Source organism: Methanoregula sp. (assembly GCA_026625165.1).
GTDB lineage: Archaea > Halobacteriota > Methanomicrobia > Methanomicrobiales > Methanospirillaceae > MVRE01.
This window is the reverse complement of the sequence record CP112999.1, coordinates 386762-403953: the sequence shown is the minus strand read 5'-3', so window position 1 is coordinate 403953 and position 17192 is coordinate 386762. Positions and strand designations below refer to the sequence as shown.

At 52.7% G+C, this 17192-nt stretch carries 20 protein-coding genes, 2 tRNA genes and 1 other RNA gene; 12 read left to right on the top strand and 11 right to left on the bottom strand.

The features are described from left to right. The first annotated feature begins 25 nt into the window (after positions 1–25). Together nadC and OS112_02175 are read left to right on the top strand one after the other, a co-directional pair. Complete coding sequence (gene nadC, locus OS112_02180; protein ID WAC05457.1) at positions 26–865, top strand: carboxylating nicotinate-nucleotide diphosphorylase; 840 nt, start codon at positions 26–28, stop codon at positions 863–865. 104 nt (positions 866–969) lie between these two features. Continuing rightward, complete coding sequence (locus OS112_02175) at positions 970–1542, top strand: HEAT repeat domain-containing protein (protein ID WAC05456.1); 573 nt, start codon at positions 970–972, stop codon at positions 1540–1542. Here the strand turns inward: OS112_02175 and OS112_02170 are convergent. Together OS112_02170 and OS112_02165 are read right to left on the bottom strand one after the other, a co-directional pair. Beyond that, entirely contained in the window at positions 1539–2105 is a 567-nt protein-coding gene (locus OS112_02170) for a hypothetical protein (GenBank protein WAC05455.1), read from the bottom strand. The two genes, OS112_02175 and OS112_02170, sit on opposite strands and share 4 nt — an antisense overlap. A gap of 99 nt (positions 2106–2204) precedes the next feature. Then, positions 2205–2579: a hypothetical protein gene (locus tag OS112_02165; protein ID WAC05454.1), complete on the bottom strand. Its 375-nt coding sequence runs from the start codon at positions 2577–2579 to the stop codon at positions 2205–2207. A gap of 71 nt (positions 2580–2650) precedes the next feature. On the opposite strand from OS112_02165, the gene OS112_02160 reads away from it, so the two are divergent. Both OS112_02160 and OS112_02155 read left to right on the top strand, forming a co-directional pair. Next, positions 2651–2896 carry a winged helix-turn-helix transcriptional regulator gene (locus OS112_02160; GenBank protein ID WAC05453.1) on the top strand — a complete coding sequence of 82 codons (246 nt, stop codon included), beginning with the start codon at positions 2651–2653 and terminating at the stop codon, positions 2894–2896. Next, a complete protein-coding gene (locus OS112_02155; GenBank protein WAC05452.1) occupies positions 2893–3210 on the top strand; it encodes a helix-turn-helix domain-containing protein in 318 nt (105 codons plus the stop codon). Before OS112_02160 ends, OS112_02155 begins: the two co-directional genes overlap by 4 nt. Positions 3211–3254: 44 nt before the next feature. Here the strand turns inward: OS112_02155 and OS112_02150 are convergent, their stop codons facing one another. Further along, positions 3255–4919, bottom strand: coding sequence for a phospholipase D-like domain-containing protein (locus OS112_02150; GenBank protein ID WAC05451.1), 1665 nt, complete (start codon positions 4917–4919; stop codon positions 3255–3257). A gap of 140 nt (positions 4920–5059) precedes the next feature. Between OS112_02150 and OS112_02145 the strand changes: the two genes are divergently transcribed. Further along, entirely contained in the window at positions 5060–5221 is a 162-nt protein-coding gene (locus OS112_02145; GenBank protein WAC05450.1) for a zinc finger domain-containing protein, read from the top strand. Positions 5222–5225: 4 nt separating this feature from the next. Beyond that, positions 5226–5483: an elongation factor 1-beta gene (locus tag OS112_02140; GenBank protein ID WAC05449.1), complete on the top strand. Its 258-nt coding sequence runs from the start codon at positions 5226–5228 to the stop codon at positions 5481–5483. 60 nt (positions 5484–5543) lie between these two features. Here the strand turns inward: OS112_02140 and OS112_02135 are convergent, their stop codons facing one another. The 7 genes from OS112_02135 to OS112_02105 form a co-directional block, all read right to left on the bottom strand. After that, positions 5544–6509, bottom strand: a complete 966-nt coding sequence (locus OS112_02135; protein ID WAC05448.1) for a malate dehydrogenase — start codon at positions 6507–6509, stop codon at positions 5544–5546. Between the two features lie 11 nt (positions 6510–6520). Next, positions 6521–6831: signal recognition particle sRNA (ffs, locus tag OS112_02130), an RNA gene on the bottom strand. Positions 6832–6926: 95 nt separating this feature from the next. Beyond that, entirely contained in the window at positions 6927–7955 is a 1029-nt protein-coding gene (locus OS112_02125) for a hypothetical protein (GenBank protein ID WAC05447.1), read from the bottom strand. Positions 7956–8017: 62 nt separating this feature from the next. Next, positions 8018–8092, bottom strand: a tRNA-Ile gene (locus OS112_02120). A 4-nt stretch (positions 8093–8096) separates the two neighbouring features. After that, positions 8097–8169, bottom strand: a tRNA-Asn gene (locus OS112_02115). A gap of 144 nt (positions 8170–8313) precedes the next feature. Further along, positions 8314–8625 carry a hypothetical protein gene (locus OS112_02110; protein WAC05446.1) on the bottom strand — a complete coding sequence of 104 codons (312 nt, stop codon included), beginning with the start codon at positions 8623–8625 and terminating at the stop codon, positions 8314–8316. Between the two features lie 19 nt (positions 8626–8644). Further along, positions 8645–8902, bottom strand: coding sequence for a hypothetical protein (locus tag OS112_02105; GenBank protein WAC05445.1), 258 nt, complete (start codon positions 8900–8902; stop codon positions 8645–8647). Positions 8903–8920: 18 nt separating this feature from the next. Here OS112_02105 and OS112_02100 point away from each other — a divergent pair, with 18 nt between their 5' ends. From OS112_02100 to OS112_02080, 5 genes are all read left to right on the top strand, one after another. Continuing rightward, positions 8921–10090 (top strand): Xaa-Pro peptidase family protein, encoded by a 1170-nt coding sequence (locus OS112_02100; protein ID WAC05444.1) that lies wholly within the window; start codon positions 8921–8923, stop codon positions 10088–10090. Continuing rightward, positions 10090–10965, top strand: a complete 876-nt coding sequence (gene map, locus OS112_02095; protein WAC06189.1) for a type II methionyl aminopeptidase — start codon at positions 10090–10092, stop codon at positions 10963–10965. Before OS112_02100 ends, map begins: the two co-directional genes overlap by 1 nt. A gap of 44 nt (positions 10966–11009) precedes the next feature. Next, a complete protein-coding gene (locus tag OS112_02090) occupies positions 11010–12284 on the top strand; it encodes an ATP-binding protein (protein WAC05443.1) in 1275 nt (424 codons plus the stop codon). Between the two features lie 2 nt (positions 12285–12286). Further along, positions 12287–13006 (top strand): MBL fold metallo-hydrolase, encoded by a 720-nt coding sequence (locus OS112_02085; GenBank protein ID WAC05442.1) that lies wholly within the window; start codon positions 12287–12289, stop codon positions 13004–13006. 97 nt (positions 13007–13103) lie between these two features. After that, the gene (locus tag OS112_02080) at positions 13104–13370 is read left to right on the top strand and encodes a DNA-directed RNA polymerase subunit L (GenBank protein WAC05441.1); all 267 of its coding nucleotides are present in this window, start codon (positions 13104–13106) and stop codon (positions 13368–13370) included. A 108-nt stretch (positions 13371–13478) separates the two neighbouring features. On the opposite strand, the gene OS112_02075 is transcribed toward OS112_02080, so the two are convergent. Beyond that, complete coding sequence (locus tag OS112_02075) at positions 13479–14093, bottom strand: translation initiation factor IF-2 subunit beta (protein ID WAC05440.1); 615 nt, start codon at positions 14091–14093, stop codon at positions 13479–13481. Positions 14094–14249: 156 nt separating this feature from the next. On the opposite strand from OS112_02075, the gene OS112_02070 reads away from it, so the two are divergent. Next, positions 14250–17192, top strand: coding sequence for an AIR synthase-related protein (locus OS112_02070; GenBank protein ID WAC05439.1), 2943 nt, complete (start codon positions 14250–14252; stop codon positions 17190–17192).

The window sequence follows — 17192 nt, the reverse complement described above, 5'->3', positions numbered from 1 at the left end:
CTGCGTGGTTCAGGATTGAATTCCCATGGTAAGCATTGATTATCTGTTGAATTTAATCCGGGAAGATGCTCCTTTTGGTGATGTGACCTCTGAAACCATCATTCCGGATATCGGATGCAATGCCCGGATCAGTGCCGAGCAGCCTGCTGTAATTGCCGGACTCAGCGAGGCATCCGCACTGTTCCGGTATTTTGAGGTGGGGGTGGACGAGCTTATCCCCGACGGTTCACTGGTTCGCCGCGGGGATACGCTCATGACCCTGCACGGGCCTGCAAAAAAGATCCTGCTTGTTGAACGCACAGCACTCAATATTATCGGGCGGATGAGCGGGATCGCCACTACAACAAGAGAATTTGCAGAACTGGTGCACCGCGTAAATTCGTCGTGCCGGGTGGCAGCGACCCGCAAGACCTGCCCGGGGTTTCGCGAACTTGACAAAAAAGCAGTATCCCTCGGAGGCGGTGACACCCACCGGTCAAATCTGAGCGATGGTATTCTTATAAAAGACAACCATCTTGCGATTGTAAGCCTTGATGAGGCGATCGCGCTCGCACAATCCCGCTCACGCTGTTACAAAATCGAGGTCGAGGTGGAAACCCGTGAAGATGCGGTGCGGGCAGCGCAATCAGGATCGGATATTATCATGTTTGACAACATGACTCCCCGGCAGGTACAGGATTCCCTTGATGCATTGACACAGAAAGGTCTGCGTGACAATGTGATTGTTGAGATATCAGGTGGCATTGATGTCAGCACAATTGTCGAGTATGCGGCTCTCGATGTCGATGTGATCAGTATCGGTGCATTGACTCATTCGGTGAAAAATATACCCGTACATCTTGAGATAATGCCATTGAAAAAGTAATACGGCATGTTTTTTTATTAAAACCCGCCATCATGCCATTTTGAAGAGAAGTAAGAAAGATTAATAATACTCCATCGCAAATTGAGGGCTATCGGGGATGATAAATGGGGGAGCAGGAACCGGAGCTCGTGGAGGACCCGGAACAGGTAAAAGAGCGCAGGAAACAACTGGCAAATGCATATATCACGTTATTAAAAAGCCCGTACCTTGACTCCCGGTGGAAAGCTGCGGAAGCGCTCGGGGATCACGGAGATGAATCCGCGGTTGAACCGCTCCTTGCTGCCCTCAATGACCCTTATGTAGATGTCCAGTGGCTCGCCGCAAAATCGCTCGGAAAGCTCGGCGATAAACGGGCGGTTGAGCCCCTGATTGCATTGCTGAAAAACGAGAATAAATGGGTGCGGACCGGGGCCGCTTGGGCGCTGGGAAAACTCGGTGACCTCCGGGCAGTCGGACCGTTGATCGAAACGCTCAACGATCCAAAACCCAGAGTCCGAAAGGATGCTGCATGGGCACTGGGACGACTGGGTGACACCCGGGCAGTCAACCCGCTCAACAACCTCCTTTTGGATAAGGATGAGGATGTCAGGGTTGCTGCGAGAACGGCACTCAGTATACTGAAAAAGAGTGGGCCGGTGCAACCCCCCATAACAACGCAACAGGCCCTAAAAAATTAATTTTTCGTCACTTTAATATTAAAGTGGACTTCGTCATTGCTGCCATTATACCGCGGGTCGATGATAATAATGTACTTGCTCTTTTCTTTTATTGTGAATGTCATGTCTTTTTTCAGTACATTGCTCTGGCTGAATACAGGTATGACCGGGCTGTAATCCCACTGGTCTTTTCTTAAGTCCGTATTCCATGCCGGGGTGACAACCGGAAACTTGAGATCATCTCCCTTATCGATGACAAGGACGTTCACCGGTTTGTCAGAGTCAATGGAGATGGTAAAGCTGTCCTTTGGATAAATATACTGGAACCCGTAATCCTCTAAAACATATTTTTTTGCTGTTGTTGACGGCAGGTTGATCTTCTCATTGATAATAACCCTTCCCGCAGAGACTGCAGTAGTGGCTGCATTAACCGGTGCCGTTGTTGCGATTGTTGTTGCCTGCTGTGCTCCGGTACCTCCGGATGATGTTGCCGGGGATGTCTGCGGCGCCGTACTGGTGCATCCGGCAACCAGAACGAGGCCGATGACAGCAATCACAAGAAGAGCCCCAAAAATCTGTTTCATAGGCTTAATGTTGCATCTTCAGATAAAAAAAGTTTTGAAAGGTTGTATGTGTCTTTTTACCATGATTATTCGCATGAGACAAAGATTATTTCCTTTTAATCAGGAATGTTCCTGCAGGAAGGATATGTCGGATCCTGACCGGACAACCACTTCCTTTTTTCCCTGGTAAGTCTGGACGATCCCCCTCACAGAGATATTATCCCCGCTGCGCACAGTCATTCCTGAAGCAACCTGGCCAGGAATAAAAACAGATGTGTTTTCTACCTGCATAACCAGGTGACCCCCGTTCTTTGTAAGAACAAGATGGTCAACCATTCCCGACAGGTATACAAGTTCCCCGTCACTGGACTTTTCGGTGAACGGGGTGGCAAAAGGACCCTTCCCCACATTCTCAAGGGCCATATGAGCGGCAACCACGGTGATTGTCACAGCAACCAGTATCAGGAGAGCCAGCCGTTCCTGACGTTCGAACATCAATAGCAATTCACAATTGGAAGTATAAATCAGCGATACATTGATATGTTAACAGTGTTAACAACACGATCATGTATTCCGCAACACTGCCACCCTCATCAAGGACGGTATTCACAATCCTGGATACAGGCGGGGCGATGACGCACAAGGATCTTGTCAAGAAGAGTAACCTTGCCCCCCGCACGGTGCGTTATGCCCTGAAAAAATTAAAAGAACGCCAGATGATCATCGAGAAATTCAACTTCAGGGATGCAAGGCAGATCATCTACCAGAACCGGCCCCGGCAATCCAGTGAGACTCCTAAAGCCTGCGCATGAACCACGAACCCTGCCTGCTCATCCACTGCGATGCGCTGGTGCGCAAGATGCTCCCCAGTATGCGTGCCGAGATGGTTTCCCGGTTAATACATGTGCGCGGGCTGTCCCAGAGTGAGGCTGCACGAAGGCTGGGAGTAACAAGAGCGGCGATCTCCCAGTATGTCAGCAGAAAGCGGGGGAGCAGCGAAGTGCAGTTCTCTTCCGAGATCAGCGCAGTCATAGACCGCTGGGCGATTGCGGTTGATACAGGGGACAGCGACATCAATATCTGCGATGTCTGCAAATGTGCAAAGAAGAAATTTGACAGGATGTAAATTCTGGTTTTTTCCTTACCGATGATTTATATTTGACCCGTCTCTCATATTCTCTGTCGTCTCCATAAAAAGAGTGCGATAAGTCCTGCAAAAACCGCAATTAACCCAGCGATTTTGAGATAATCGAAATTCCGGACAGGGGCATACCTTACCGGTTGCCAGTCGTCCTCAAATATTTCCTTAAAATACTGAGCGGCTCCCGGGTGTTCGATGATGACCCCGGCTTCCCGGTTGAAATTTGGGGAGTTGCTGTTCCAGTTGATGCTGGAAACAAGCACGCTCTGGTTATCCACGATCACTCCCTTATTGTGGACCTTCTCCAGATTGTTTGATTCGAGATCGGCGCACCGTGCCTCCAGCGGGATTTTTTCGATGATACCGATATGGTTTATGAGCGCTGCCATCTCGTCGTTGTCTTTCTCGTCTTCAACATTATACCAATACGCATCAAGCAGGATCCTTACGTGGACCCCGCGCCGGGACGCATTGATGGCAGTTGCAAGATACGGATTCAGGGTGAAGGCAGATTCGTTTGTTATATAGGCCTGCTCGATATCAATCGTTTCCTGCGCACTGTTCAGGAGGTCAAGGATCAGGTAACTTGTATCGGGCGCAAGGACCGGGGTAACCGTTGCACCCGTAAATCGCCGGGGAGAGAATTCGGGGGTATAAGGAACAGTAGAGGGAGATTCAGATGCACCCGGTGTTCCGGCAATCGGGATCGAACCGGGGGCTTGGATATCGGAAAGAAAAACATCTTCAAAATATTGAGCGGTCTCTGTATCTTCAAGATATACGCCCCAGCCCCGGTTGCCTCTTATCCCTTCCGGGGGAAATCCGCTGGCCTTGAAATTCTCGCTGGTGAGAAGGACAGCACGGTTGTCAATGACCACATATTTTGCATGGTCAAACCGGTAGGGTGCTTTCTCTCCACCAGCCGAGGTCATCTGGTAGACAGGGATCCCGCTCTGGTTCATCATCCAGAGTGCCGTTTTCTCCTCAGGACTGATTCCCCCGACCGGGCCCCCTTCAACAAGGATGATGACATCTGCCCCGCGTTCGTGTGCACCATTGAGTGCATGTGCCATTACCTGGCTTGAGAATTCATACACATTGACATGAACGGTCCGGTTTGCAGATGCAACTGCCTGTAAAAATACTTTGTTTGAGTTGTCAGGAGAGACAAACGTGGTGACGGTAATATTTTTGTATGTTTTTGTTGAAAACCGGGACTGCCCGAGCATCAGCGGGCGCTTGTCCCAAACCCCGTCTTCAAGGTAATGCACCTGTCCCTCGCGGGGTTTGATATCCTTTGGCCATGATACGGTCTGGATAAGCGTCCCATGGTCGTAGACCATAAGTTCGTCCCGGGAATTAGCCATCCTGAGTTTATCGCCCGATATCACATCGGGGACCACAGGTGAATAGTCGTACCATTCGTAATCGGGCATCCTGTTATGCGTTTTACAAAAAGCGATTGCATCTCTTGCAATTGTGAGTTTTCCGTTGATGATCGTCCCGGGAGGGAATCGAAACCCGCCTTCACCATCCGATACCGTAATTCCATCGAGCGATCCGGTACCGTATATTACGAGGTATTCATCTGCATCATTGTAGAGGTACGGGTCAGGACAAAACTCGATGATACGGACGGCACCGCACTGGACAACACACAACAACAGGAAGAGGGAGGCAACCAGCCGGAGCATATTAACACCGTTTATAAGTGCCGGCTTTATAAACTGGCGATATCCGCCTGCAGCATCCATTCAAGAGAGACGGCCGGCCCGATGCAATCTTTTAATGGTAATCAGGTTACATAGTATAGGAACCGATGGTGAGCATATCCATGGAAAATAAAAAATGTACATCCTGCAACGCTCCGCTTGCAGAAGAGGGGGCAACAAAATTCGGGTGCCCGGCGTGTGGTTTTGAGATCAGACGGTGTTACCGGTGCAGGGAGCAGAGCATCCCCTATATCTGCCTGAAATGCGGATTCGGGGGACCGTAAGGTTATGGGCAGCGTCGCAGTCATCGCACGGGTAATGCCAGAATCACCCGAGGTCGACTTAGAGAAACTCAAAACCGCTCTTAAAGAGAAACTACCCGGCATCCAGGACATCAAGGAAGAACCGATAGGATTTGGATTAAAAGCAATCAAGCTTGCAGCGGTCATCAATGATGCCGGTGGCGAAACCGATGCGATCGAACGTTCGCTTTCAGAAGTTGCCGGTGTCGAGCGGGCAGAGATTATTGAAGTTACCCTGATGTAAAGTAGTTATTAACCCAGCATTATTATTTTTTTATAACTTTTTATCTGTTATACCTGATTTTTACTTGGATAGACCGGGATCCTCTTCAAGTGCAGAAAAAACCTGCTTGGTACTGGTCCGTATCTTTTCGACAGATTCGCGGAACGCGATGACCTCGGATTCGTCGATACGTATCGTCACCGGGAATACACCGCTGCGGTTTACCCGCGCCGGTACACCGATGCATATATCGCCGATATCATGCACCTCGCTTTTAATATATGCCGAAACGGTCAGGATGCGGTTCTCGTCTCCGAGCACTGTTTTTACTAAAGATGCAATCGCTTCACCGGGCCCATAGACCGTTGACCCTTTGTTCTTGATGATCGCCTCGCCGCTGCATTTGACAGACGTAATGAAATCCTTTACCGGGAGATGCGAGAATGCAGGCAGGTTGGAGATCTTGATCCCCCCGATCGTTGTCGCAGACCAGAGCGGCACCATGCTCTCGCCATGTTCGCCGATGATGCGGGTATGCACTTCGCTGACATGTACCTTGAAATAGGATGCAATGAGTGATTTCAGGCGCATCGAGTCAAGGTGCGTACCCAGTCCGAACACCTGATTGGGCTTCATGCCGGAGTACTTGAGCGCAACGCAGGTCATTACATCGACCGGGTTGGTAACTACAAGGATCTTGGATTCCGGTGCAACTACACCGATAGTCTGGGCAAGCGGCGCAATGATTCTGGCATTGCCTAAGGCAAGGTCAAGCCGGTCCTGCCCGGGCGTGCGGGGCGTACCTGTGGAAATTACGACCACATCAGATCCTGCAGCGTCCTTTAAATTCGTCGTCCAGTTGATCTGGATATCGGTACCCCGTGCTGCAAACGAATCTACAAAATCCTGGGTGATACCCTTGAGCAGGGCATCGCGCCCCTCCCGACCGTACAGCAGGATCTCGTGAACATGCGGGATGATTGATATCGCGTGAGCAGCGTAACTCCCGACATTTCCTGTTGCACCGACAATGGTCACTTTGGACATAATAATCGTAAATGGGGACGCGTTATCGGTCGACTGTACGTTACTGCTTTCACCAGCACATCCATCCTCTGCCCCGTTACCCCATGGGCGCCGGATGTCTACGGTAAGTCTGCTCCCTTCCGGGCCTGAACCGGTCCCCGCAGCAACAGGTTGCCATTCCCTCCGGAATTTTAATCCCTGTCCATCGACCTCATGGGACGAGGTTTCACAGTCAGGACATACCGGTTCCAGCAGGTCGTTGCAGCCTCGGTCAAACTTCGCCCCCGGCATACCGACGGTTTCAGGTTACAGGTGACGCCGAACCACCCGGGCTAGTCCCCATATACCTTTGTCAATTGCGGGAAAAAAGGCTTTGTACCTGCGGGGCTCCCTTTTTCAATGATGGACTTTTACCGGATTACGGGAACTTAAAGGGTTTTAAGGGATGAAAACCTCGCCGCCCACTTTTTCCAGCCATTCTTTCTGGATCGAGTCGATCTTCTCTTTGTCATTTTTATCGAAAATATCGATCGCGGTCAGTGGGCTGCCCGCTGGCAATACCCTGTGTAACAACCTGAAGTCGCCCTGATAGACTTCAATGACCTGCTCTCCCTCGGTCTCCGCGATTTTTAGAGGTTCCTTTGCGACCGGGTGCTTCTGCATATCCTGGTACTGCTCGTATATCTTTATCTTGTTGAGTTTGAGGTAGTCCCGGTTCACTTCGAGGTTGAACGCTGACCAGAATGCCGATGCATACCATGCGTCGTTCATGACCACGTGGGGGACGCCCATGCATGCTGCCGTGAGGCCCAGCGTCCCGGCGCCGGAACATGCGTCAACAAAATCCTTAACAGGCGGTTTGCCGACACGCTTTTCAACAGCACGGATTTTCAGGTCGTTGCCCCGGGGGAATTCTATATGGATCAGCGACTGTTGTTTATACATTACAAGCGGGCCGGTCCATAAGGGAAAGACATCCGCCCTGACATCGCAGCCTGCGAGAAGATCATACACTTTTGGAACCGAGTTGAGATCGGGATCGGCAATACCGGGCGTGAAATTGTCAGACTTTACGACACCTCGCAGCTCCGGCACGTCTTTTATCAAAATATCCGCGGCCGGTTTGGTGACCCGGGGGGAAAGCAGGACAAGGGATTTCTCCGGGAGGAACGGGGGGCGTTCCATTGCATAGCCCGGGTTGACAAGCGGCGTCCCTACTGCGATGAGCGGGTCTGTGGGTTTCAGGTCTCCCTGTTCCACCATGATGACATACATGTGTGCAAAGACTTCGTCGATGAACCGTTTTCCGCAGGAGCAGGGCAGGCCGTAGGAGAGATCAGGAAGAGGGACACGTTTATCAAGGACGCGGGCGTTGCACTCTGCACAGGGTAGAAAAATTGTCGGGAGTGATGCGAGGATGTCCTTTGCAGACTTCACACAGTCCATCTCGCAGACCGGGCACTTCATAATGCTTGCTTTGAACTTTGGTCATTGAAAAGGTTGCGAATTAAAATTCATAATAAAAAAAATGGGCCCGATGCGATTCGAACGCATGACCGCCCGGTTATGAGCCGGGCGCTCTAACCGGACTGAGCTACGGGCCCATAACGCCGCCAACAGGACTCGAACCTGTGACATGCTGGTTAACAGCCAGCCACTCTACCAACTGAGTTATGGCGGCAGTCTTGCTGTGCCTTATATGATTCTTTTTGGGGCTTTTTAAAGGTAGCTATCGGGCTGATAACGACACGTGACTGAACAAGGGGACGTAACTGTCAGTTTAATAGTTTTAGGACAGTTGGACCGACATATTGATGGCGGCAGCTCAATGCATTTTTTTTAATGATTTTGAATTTGTCTTTTTCATATCGTTCAACAACCCGATGAGGTCGTTTAGATCCTCGTCAAGATGTGCAAGCAGCTCCGATGCCTGGGGTGTCGCAACCGCCCCGTCCGGAGATGCCCGGATATAACCCATCTGCTCGAGCACGTGCAGGGAATACCGGATCCGGTGGGAAGGGAGGGTGAGGAACTCGGAGAGTTTCATGATCCCGATCGGCTGGAACTCGACAACTGCCCGTGCCACTTCAATATGCCGGCTTAATAATTCGACCTCGTCTTTCATTTTCTTAAGCATGCAGAAAAGATACCTCCGGTCATGGTGGATTTTCGCTGGTTTTTCCCTGGTCCGCATGTTCATACAGCCACGCCTGGGTTTCCCGGTATTTCTTCCGGAAGGAAATCGCCAGGTATGCCACAAGCGCCGTCATCGCCAGTACCAGCAGGATACGGTACGGTTCCGGGGCGATGAATACGGCCATCACGGTAAGCGCAGCTAAAAAAATGACCGCGTTCAGCTGGAGTGCCAGCCGGTAGAATTTCCACCGGAACTGCTCTTTTGTGATAGCATCCATTACTCATACGTCACCTCCATGATAAAAGTACTTGACGTTTCAGGGCACATATCAGGTACAATGGATGCACTGGACAATGCAGTCAGGATAAGCGGTGCCGATGCCTACCTCATATACGCCTCTTCTGAAGACGCTGACATGAGGTACCTTTCCGGGTTTACGACAAACGACCCGTTCATCTATTTTAAAAAACCGGGGCGGCGCGGCACCATCATCATCTCCCAGATGGAGCACCCCCGCGCAGTGCTGGAGTCCAAAGCAGCAGTAATGACCCGGGCGCAGGCAGGCATGTTTGAGATCCTGAAAACAGAAAAAGACCCGTGGCAGGCGACGGCACGGATGATCACAGGGCAGTTGCAGGGAAAAATTCTCGTCCCGCCGAAATTTCCCCTCGCGCTCGCCCGGGCACTGCAGGGATCCGTTGAACTCATTGTTGACGACACCGCGCTTCAATCGATGCGGGCTGTCAAGAGCCGGGCGGAGATCGGAGCGATAAAAAAAGTGCAGCGGGTCACCGGGTCGGCAATCGATCTTGGCATAAACTTAATCAAGGGGTCGACCGTGAGAAAAGGCATCCTTGTATCCGGTGGAAAACCGCTCACATCTGAGCGGGTGAGAGCTGCGATGCATGCTCTTCTGATCAAATGTGGCTGCAGTGCAAAGGATACCATCGTGTCCTGCGGCGAGGATTCGGCGATCCCACACTGCATGGGAACTGGTGTGCTGAGAGCCCGCCAGCCAATTGTGCTGGACATATTCCCGCGGGACGACCGTTCAGGCTATTTCTCCGATATGACCCGGACCGTTTCGAAAGGGAAACCCGGTGCAAAAGTGCTGGATATGCATGCGGTGGTATGTGAGGCCCAGGATCTGGCAGTCAGGGAGATCCGCGAGGGAGTATCCGGTCTGGACGTCCACCAGAGAGTGGTCGATTTTTTCAAAGACCACGGGTACGGCAGCGCGACAACCGGATTTGTGCATAACCTTGGGCATGGAATCGGGCTTGAGGTACATGAACCCCCGTCGCTAGGCCTCTCGGGAACCCGGCTTACCGCAGGTAATGTCATCACGGTTGAACCCGGGCTGTATTACCCGGATGTTGGTGGAGTGCGGTTGGAAGATATCGGGGTGGTCACGAAAAAGGGCTTTACGCGGTTTACAAAATATTCACGGGACCTCGTGATATGATGGATGACGCGACATTTGATATGTACCGGCAGGCGGGGGAGATCGCGGCACGGATCCTCCGGGAAGGGGCAGGGAGTATCCGTATCGGTGCTTCCTACGCAGAGGTCATCGAGTCGGTCGAAGCCCGGGTTTTTGAAGCAGGCGCAGGCCTCGCATTCCCGCTGAACCTTTCCTTAAACGAGGACGCCGCCCATGACACCGCGTCGGCCATCGATGACAGGGTCTTTGCCAGGGGCGATGTCGCAAAACTTGATCTTGGCGTCCACATTGACGGCTTTATCGCCGATACTGCGACCACTGTAGATCTCGGTTCCCATGCAAAACTCATCGAGGCATCGTTCCAGGCGCTGGAGCATGCAGTCGCAGCCGTGCGCCCCGGTGTGCCTGCCGGGGAAGTCGGGGCTGCGATCCAGCATGAGATCGAGAGCAGGGGATACCACCCCGTCTCCAACCTGACCGGGCATGGGCTCGACCGGTACGTTATCCACCGCCCACCTACGATCCCCAACATCAGGGTGCCGGGAGGCGTCGTGCTCGAAGAGGGGATGGTATTTGCCATCGAACCGTTCGCAAGCACCGGGAGCGGGCGTGTCGGGGAGCGGGCGAGAAAAGAGATCTACCAGCAGATCTCGACAAAACCAGTCCGCGTTCCTTCCGGACGGGCGGTGATCGAACATGTCCGTGACCGGCGCGGGCTCCCGTTTGCAAGGCGCTGGCTGCCGGACAAAAAAGCCGATATTGTACTCCCCGGGCTGGTAAGAAGCGGGCACCTGCATGTATATCCCGTCCTTGCGGACATTCCGGGGTCGCTGGTCTCCCAGCACGAACACACCCTGATCGTTACCGGCGACGGGTGCATCGTGACCACCCGTTGAGATAACCTTATGCCATTTTGGGGATTATATTTATAGTTACAACCATGTCCGGAGATGCTGACCGCTTACATGTCATGGAAATCGTCCTGACTGCCGATATCTTCAACCGGCACCCGGAACTCGATATCAATGACCTGACTCCAATGTGCCGGGAAATTTTTACCTCGTCAGGCGCACCGGGCATCAAGCGCCCGGTCTCGGTCAGCGAAGGGATGCTCAAACGCTCGTTGGGGATCACCGACGCCCACACAAAGATGGAGGGCAACCCCTTTGTCAGCTTCGAAGAGTTCGGGCAGCGATTAAAACTTACAACGCTGGAACCCGCAGCCCTCTGGTTCCTCCGGCAGGGGGGCAGGTCGCTGATCGAAAAAAACCCCGCGCTTGCGTTCTATTTCGAAAAGATCGATTCGGTCGGAGTCTCTTATGAAGCAGTCCGGAAGGCAAACCCCCTATTTGAAGATACCCGGGCATTTCTCGATACCCGGATCTCGAAGCTCATCGCGGAAGACGAAAAGCTGCGCACAGCGCTTGACCTAGTGATTGTCAGTTCACCTGATGAAGTGGAACAGAAGATGGACGACCTGGTCTGCACCTCCGACCAGACCCGGATCATAACGAAGATCCGGCATGCAATTGAGCACCAGGACTTTCTGCACCAGCACCGTATCTACGAGGTAGGCAAACTCCTCTTTGTCGGTCCACCGGGAACCGGCAAGACATCGCTTTCCCTTGCGATGTCCCGGACCCTGCATATGCCCGTCCTTGAAGTCCGGCTCTCGATGGTCACTTCACAGTATCTCGGGGAAACCTCAAAGAATATCGACCGCATCTTTGAGCTTGCAAAAAAACTCTCGCCATCGATCCTGTTCATTGACGAATTCGACTTTGTGGCAAAGAGCCGGGTCACCGATGACCACGGTGCGATGAAACGGGCAGTGAATTCGCTGTTAAAAAACATCGATCGCATCAGCCTTGTGAAAAACGGTGTGCTCCTGATCGCTGCAACCAACCACCCCCAGCTGCTTGATCAGGCGGCATGGCGGCGGTTTGATGAGGTGGTGCAGTTCTCCCTCCCGGGGGAAGAGATGCGCAGGGAGATCTTAAAGAAGGTGACTGCATCCATCGACTGCACCTGCGATTATTCGGAGCTTGCGGAGGAGACTGAGGGGTTCTCCGGCGCCGACCTTCGCCTGATGATTAAAGAGGCGATACTCTCGGCGCTTATGGACCGCAGGGAGGCAATCGACCGCGCCGATATCGAAAAGGGCATCATGATGGTGAAGAACCGGGATGCAATCCAGCGGATGAACTGGCTGTGAGCATGAAACTGACCCTTCTTGGCACCGGCGATGCGATCGGCACACCGAAGGTCGGGTGCTCCTGCCCCCAGTGCACCCGTGCCCGTGAGACAGGAGAGATGCGCCTTCGGACGTCCCTTCTCCTTGAGCATGACGGTGCCTACATCCTTATCGACACTTCCCCCGACCTCCGGCAGCAGCTCCTCCTCAACGGTTCTCCGAAGATCGATGCGGTGATCTGGACCCATGGGCACTACGATCACTTCATTGGGTTCGGTGAATTCTACCGTGTGCAGGAAGTGCCGCCGGTGTATGCCGCCCCGCCGGTGCTCTCCTACTGTGCCGAAGTGTTCAGGTTCCTTTCATTTGAAAAGCACCCGGTCAACCCGTACGAACAGTTCACTATTGCCGGGTGCTCCATCACCCCTTTTATGGTTAAACATCCCCCGGCATACACATGTGGCATGCTCGTTGAATGTAACGGGGCGCGGATCGGATTCACCTCGGACACCAACGCCGATATCCCGAAAAAAAGCCTCGATTTGTTATACGACCTTGACCTCCTGCTCATCGATGCCCTCGTCCCGTCGGATGTCAGGATCCACAAGCACATGAACTACCTTGATGCCTGCACGCTCGCACAGGACTTAAAGCCACAGGAGTTCAGGTGCGTGCACGTGAGCCACATGATCTCATGGGATCTTCCCAATGTTGGCAGAGACTTCGAGACCTTCACGTTCTGAAGAGTTGCCGATAACTTCCCCTGCCACGGACTGCACCGCCCACCTTCCCCATCCCCACCCATACATTAATAGTTTTCAGCTCCCCAAACATAGGTGCATGATTGTAAAAGTACTCGAGCTGGAGAGTAACAAGGCACGTCTCCTCGTTCAGGGTGAAGGACATACCTTCATGAACGCCCTCACCGATGAGATCCTCCGCGACCCTTCCGTTGACGTCGCAAAATATATCATTGAGTTCCAGTTTTCGGAGCCGGAACTCCTCGTCACCACCAAAGGCAAAAAAGATCCCATGGTGGTCATCCGGGATGCGTGCAAGCGGCTCTCCAGGAACTGCGATAAGCTGATCAAGGGACTTGGAAAGTAAGTGACAGGCCCTTTTTTAATAACAACATAAACTCAGTTTAAAATTTTTTTCTTCAGGATGTTTTTTTTATTATTTTTCCTGAGAAAAAAAGAGATGCACTCCGGGACTTTAAACCGCCCGTTCGGTAAAGACGATCGAACCGGAGACCCGTGAGATCTTGACTTTTACCTGCTGGCCTGGTTTTGCATTCGCCACGTAGATGATATACCGCCCCATCTTCACGACCCCGTCCCCCCTGCGGGAGAGTGACTGGATTTCAAGGTCAAGGATCGCCCCCTCTTCAAGGTTCTTTTCCACCGGCTCGGTGCGTGCCTTGCGCTTCCTTACCGGGCGGTGACCGCCGCACGCATCGCAGCGCAGCAGCTGGACACGGTCATCCTTGACCAGTTTTGTATCCGGCCTGCCGCACTCGGAGCAGATGACATAATCGTCCACGTAATTCTTGATGATCGCCTTGACCAATGCGATCTCGAACTTACCGTTGAAAATTGCACGGTTGCCATCGATCTTACCTGAGGTCCCGAGCTCGCCTAACAAAAATTTCATCAGGTGGTCATGGTCGCGCCGGATCTTGTCGGCAATCTCGACAAAATTTTCAAGCACGGTTGTCTTGCCTTCAATATAGGCCTTGGCTTCGGGAACAACAAACCGTTCTGAAGAGACACTCACCTCGGAAATATTCGAATATGCCTTTTTTAGGAGATTTTCATAGGGATCGGTCATCGTATATATGAAGGGGCGGCACCACCAAAAAGGCTTTCCCAGCATTGCATGGAGCTCAAAGTGGTATTGCGGATACAGGTTGGTGCCTGCGCAGAGCTCCCCCCTGCAGCAGCTTGGTGCAATAGCTATTTTGTAAGTTACGTCCAATTCCTGAGCATGACTTCTTTTATCCACCGGATAGAAGTATGCTATAAATCCGATCCGCGGTTAAAATCAAGAACCGACAGGATCCGCTCTTTAGGTTTTCCCATCAAAAAACTGCATCTTATCGATACCTATACCATTGCAATGAGCTCACGGGATTTTACCCATGGTGAGTTAATCCGGATTGGCGAACATCTCGCCAATCCGGTCGTCCAGAAATATACAATTGATACCGCGACAAAAGCAGATTTTGATTATGCGATTGGGGTAGGATTTCTCCCGGGCGTTACCGATAATGCCGGTACAACGGCAAAACAGACGATAGGGGATTATTTCTCCATAACCTTCGGCGAGGACGATGCAGTCTATACCTCGCAGCTCTACCTGGTCTGCGGGAACCTTTCATCCTCTTCGCTGCAGAGGCTCGCGGCTGTACTGGCAAATCCCCTCGTAAACCGCGTGCATATCAAAACCCGGCAAGAATACGGTGACAAGGGCATGGATCCGGTCGTGCCCCGTGTCCACCTGCATGAACTGCCGACGGCAGAAACAGTGAGCCTTGACCTTGATGACCGGAGCCTTGCACGGCTCGGGAAAGAGGGGATCATTGATCCACTGACAGGACAGCGGAGAGGCCCGCTTGCACTTGACCTCGCCCAGCTTCACGCGATCCGCACCTATTTTTCCCGGCAACGAAGGAATCCTACAGATGTGGAACTCGAGTCGCTCGCCCAGACATGGAGCGAGCACTGCAAACACACGATCTTTGCATCACCAATGGATAATGACATCCCGCTCGGGCTCTATAAGTCCTGTATCCAGGCAGCTACCAATAAAATCAGGAAAGAAAAGGGGGACAGGGACATCTGTGTATCGGTTTTTTCGGATAACTCCGGGGCAATCATCTTTGATGAAAAGCACCTCGTGACCCATAAGGTCGAGACCCATAACTCACCGTCAGCCCTTGACCCGTTCGGCGGAGCCCTGACCGGCATCGTCGGGGTGAACCGTGACACGATCGGGTTTGGCCTTGGCGCAAAACCCTGCATCAATTATTACGGTTACTGCATGGGGGATCCAGATAAAGAAACGGGACTTTTCCGGGGTAAAAATAAGGTAAATCCCATTCTCTCCCCACGCCAGATCCTTGACGGCGTGGTAAGAGGAGTGGGTGTCGGCGGCAACTGTTCGGGCATCCCCACACCCCAGGGATGGTGTTATTTCAATGACCGGTACATCGGTAAGCCCCTCGTCTTTGCCGGCACGGTCGGGGTGATGCCGCTTGAATACCACCACAGGACACTCTTTGAAAAACAGGCGAAACCCGGTGACCTCATAGTGATGGCGGGAGGCCGGGTCGGCAAGGACGGTATCCATGGAGCCACGTTCTCCTCAGAGGCATTGGACCCGGGGAGCCCGGTGACCGCCGTCCAGATCGGAGACCCGATCACGCAGAAGAAGTTATCCGATGTCATTGTCAAGGAGGCGCGGGATCTTGGACTGTACCATAGTATTACCGATAACGGGGCTGGCGGCCTTTCCTGTTCTGTTGCTGAGATGGCAAGGGAATGTAATGGTTGCCACGTCTCCCTTGACAAAGTACCGTTAAAATATCCCGGTATGGCACCGTGGGAGATCTGGATCTCCGAATCCCAGGAACGCATGACCCTTGCAATCCCGCAGGAAAACCTAGCGGTCTTCATGAACCTGATGCAGCGAAGGGATGTCGAGGCAACAGTGATTGGAACATTCACAGATACAGGCAGGTGTGTCGTCGAGTGCCATGGCAGGGTTGTAATGGACGTGGACTTAAAGTTCCTGCACGATGGCCTTCCAAAGAAGCACCTGAAAACCATCTGTAAAAAAAACACATACCCCGAACCGGCAGTCACTTGCCCGGCCAGGCTGGACGAGACGCTTTTGTCTATGCTGCAGAGGAAAAACATCTGCTCAAAGGAATTTATCTCGACACAGTACGACCATACTGTGCAGGGGGGATATGTCCTTGGGCCGGTCCAGGGCAAAGGGCGGGTGCAGACCGCATCTTCGTTGACAAAGGTCGTGCTGGGGTCAAAGAAGGGGGTCGGATTATCGCAGGGATTGTTCCCGTTGTATTCAGAGATCGACCCGTACCTCATGGCGGCTGCGGGGATTGACACGGCCATCCGGGGGCTGGTCGCGCTCGGCATCCCGCTGGACAAAATTGCGCTCCTCGATAACTTCTGCTGGTGCTCGTCCGATGACCCCGGACGGCTTGGGCAGCTGAAACAGGCTGCGCAGGGGTGTTATGATTTTGCCACTGCGTTTGGCACCCCGTTCATCTCCGGCAAAGACAGCATGTTCAATGATTTCTCCGGGTTCGATGCCGATAACAACCCGGTAAAGATCTCCGTGCCCCCGACGCTGCTCATCTCCTCGATCGGCATTCATCCCGATGTGTCCGCCGCCGTATCGATGGACGCCAAATTCGATGGAGACCTCATCTATGTCATCGGGGAGACATCGGAAGAACTGGGCGGGTCTGAGTATTTCGCAAGCCTCGGTGCCATCGGGAATAAGGTCCCCGCGCTCGATGCCCAAAAAGCCAAAGCACGGTACCAGCGGTTGACCGGTGCGATCGGGAAGGAGCTTGTTGCATCTGCACACCCGGTCAGCCATGGGGGCCTTGCAGTCGCCCTTGCCAAGGTCGCGATCGCGGGCCGTATCGGCATGGATCTTGTCATCACTTCTGCAATGCGTCCGGATTACTATCTCTTCTCCGAATCCTTGGGCAGGTTCGTTGTCACGGTTTTCGAGGGGAACAGGAAGGCGTTTGAGAAGGTCATGGGCACGGACGCGCTGTTGCTGGGAACGGCGGGGGGCACATCTTTTCGGGTTGCTGCACAAAAAACCCTTATCGACACACCAATGGACAGACTGGAAAATGCCTACAAATCACCATTCCGGGGGTATTGA

Bases quoted from the DNA above. Each gene is read 5' to 3' on its own strand.
- OS112_02135 (WAC05448.1), bottom strand. From the start codon at position 6,509: ATGTCCAAAGTGACCATTGTCGGTGCAACAGGAAATGTCGGGAGTTAC.
- OS112_02075 (WAC05440.1), bottom strand. From the start codon at position 14,093: ATGACCGATCCCTATGAAAATCTCCTAAAAAAGGCATATTCGAATATT.
- OS112_02175 (WAC05456.1), top strand. From the start codon at position 970: ATGGGGGAGCAGGAACCGGAGCTCGTGGAGGACCCGGAACAGGTAAAA.
- OS112_02100 (WAC05444.1), top strand. From the start codon at position 8,921: ATGATAAAAGTACTTGACGTTTCAGGGCACATATCAGGTACAATGGAT.
- OS112_02160 (WAC05453.1), top strand. From the start codon at position 2,651: ATGTATTCCGCAACACTGCCACCCTCATCAAGGACGGTATTCACAATC.
- OS112_02090 (WAC05443.1), top strand. From the start codon at position 11,010: ATGTCCGGAGATGCTGACCGCTTACATGTCATGGAAATCGTCCTGACT.
- OS112_02125 (WAC05447.1), bottom strand. From the start codon at position 7,955: ATGAAGTGCCCGGTCTGCGAGATGGACTGTGTGAAGTCTGCAAAGGAC.
- OS112_02170 (WAC05455.1), bottom strand. From the start codon at position 2,105: ATGAAACAGATTTTTGGGGCTCTTCTTGTGATTGCTGTCATCGGCCTC.
- OS112_02105 (WAC05445.1), bottom strand. From the start codon at position 8,902: ATGGATGCTATCACAAAAGAGCAGTTCCGGTGGAAATTCTACCGGCTG.
- OS112_02110 (WAC05446.1), bottom strand. From the start codon at position 8,625: ATGCTTAAGAAAATGAAAGACGAGGTCGAATTATTAAGCCGGCATATT.
- OS112_02070 (WAC05439.1), top strand. From the start codon at position 14,250: ATGACTTCTTTTATCCACCGGATAGAAGTATGCTATAAATCCGATCCG.
- OS112_02155 (WAC05452.1), top strand. From the start codon at position 2,893: ATGAACCACGAACCCTGCCTGCTCATCCACTGCGATGCGCTGGTGCGC.
- nadC (WAC05457.1), top strand. From the start codon at position 26: ATGGTAAGCATTGATTATCTGTTGAATTTAATCCGGGAAGATGCTCCT.
- OS112_02140 (WAC05449.1), top strand. From the start codon at position 5,226: ATGGGCAGCGTCGCAGTCATCGCACGGGTAATGCCAGAATCACCCGAG.
- OS112_02150 (WAC05451.1), bottom strand. From the start codon at position 4,919: ATGCTCCGGCTGGTTGCCTCCCTCTTCCTGTTGTTGTGTGTTGTCCAG.
- OS112_02085 (WAC05442.1), top strand. From the start codon at position 12,287: ATGAAACTGACCCTTCTTGGCACCGGCGATGCGATCGGCACACCGAAG.
- OS112_02165 (WAC05454.1), bottom strand. From the start codon at position 2,579: ATGTTCGAACGTCAGGAACGGCTGGCTCTCCTGATACTGGTTGCTGTG.
- OS112_02080 (WAC05441.1), top strand. From the start codon at position 13,104: ATGATTGTAAAAGTACTCGAGCTGGAGAGTAACAAGGCACGTCTCCTC.
- OS112_02145 (WAC05450.1), top strand. From the start codon at position 5,060: ATGGAAAATAAAAAATGTACATCCTGCAACGCTCCGCTTGCAGAAGAG.
- map (WAC06189.1), top strand. From the start codon at position 10,090: ATGGATGACGCGACATTTGATATGTACCGGCAGGCGGGGGAGATCGCG.